Raw genomic sequence first — 1,602 nt, 5'->3', positions numbered from 1 at the left:
ATGTGTCGGGGCGGCTCGCTGTGGAGGGCGAGTTGGCGTCGGCGGAGTACTGGGTGCGGCATGTGCGTGAGGCGGTGCGGTTCGCCGACGGGATCGGTGCGCTGGCCGCCGAGGGTGTGACGCGGTTCCTGGAGATCGGCCCCGACGGGACTCTCACCGCCCTCGCGCAGAACAGCCTCCCCGTAGACACCGGCGACGCGCTGTTCGTGTCGATGCTGCGCAAGGACGGTTCCGAGCACGTGGCGGCCCTGCGGGCGATGGCGAAGTTCCACGTCGACGGCGCGGACATCGACTGGCCGGCCGTGTTGGGCGGCGGCACAGGCGACGGACCCGTCGACCTGCCCACCTATGCCTTCCGGCACACCGATTTCTGGCCCACGGTCACCGCAGGCACGGTGGCGTCGGCGAATCCCTCGGTCTCCGACGCCGACGCGTCCTTCTGGTCGATCGTGGAGGAGGGGAAGCACGATCTGGCGGCGACCCTCGGGGTGCCCGAGGAGGCGCTGGAGGCCGTGCTGCCCGCTCTCACGGAACTGCGTCGAGAGCAGATGACGCGCGCCGAGGTGGACGGCTGGCGATACAGCGTCGAATGGGAACCGGTGCCGCTGCCGGCCTCGACGCCCTTGGACGGGCGCTGGCTGCTGCTACAGGGACCTGACGCCCTTCCCCTCGAGGGGCTTGATCGGTTCATCCCCGGTCTGGAGCGGCTCACCTGCGATGCGCGGGACAGGAAATCACTCACGGATCTTCTGCAGTCGGCCGTCGACGGGACCACGCCGGCCGGGGTGCTCTCCTGCCTCTCCCTTCCGGGTCTCGGCGACGACGGTGTCGTCTCCGGTCCGGACGCTGACGTGGTGCACACCATGACTCTCGTTCAGGCCCTCGGTGACGCAGGCGTCGCAGCGCCCCTGTGGGTCGTCACCCGGGCAGGGTTCGGTCCCGGCAGCGGCCCCGACGATCCGGCGCAGGCCGCGATATGGGGGCTGGGCCGTGTGGCCGCTCTGGAGCACCCGGACCGCTGGGGCGGACTCGTCGATCTGACGACGACGCCGAACGACGGGGAACTCGCCGCTCTCGCCTCGGTGCTGGCGCATCGCAGCGAAGATCAAGTGGCGTTGAGCGGGGGGCAGGTCTTCGGCCGTCGGCTGCGTCCGGCACCGCTGAACGGAACGGACCCGGTCTCTTCGCAGAGCCACCACCGTTCGGCTCCGCGGCGACTGCTCGTCACCGGGGGGACCGGTGTGCTCGGGGTGCGCGTCGCCGAATGGTTCGTCGCACGCGGGACGGAGGAACTCGTACTGACCAGCCGGAGCGGTCCGGACGCTCCCGGCCTGGCAGACACCGACCTTCGGCTGCGGGCGGCCGGAGCGAAACGCGTCGACGTCGTCGCGTGCGACGTCGCCGACCGCTCCCAGGTCGCTGCCCTTCTCGAAGCCCACCGGGTAGACGGCATCGCTCATGTGGCCGGTGTCCTGGACATGGAGGAGATCGACGCGATGACGCCCGCTCATGTGCGGCGGGTGGTGGGGGCGAAGGCGTGGGGTGCGGTGCATTTGGATGAGTTGACGCGTGGGTGGGATCTGTCGGCGTTCGTGGTGTTCT

At 70.3% G+C, this 1,602-nt stretch carries 1 protein-coding gene; it reads left to right on the top strand.

Going from position 1 to position 1,602, the window contains the following annotated elements; genetic code table 11:
- A partial coding sequence (locus tag ACN6LD_RS42185; RefSeq protein WP_445045934.1) for an SDR family NAD(P)-dependent oxidoreductase occupies positions 1-1,602 on the top strand: 1,602 nt, incomplete at both ends.

This window comes from Streptomyces sp. SAS_272 (assembly GCF_052543235.1).
This window is presented reverse-complemented; position numbering and strand designations above follow the sequence as displayed.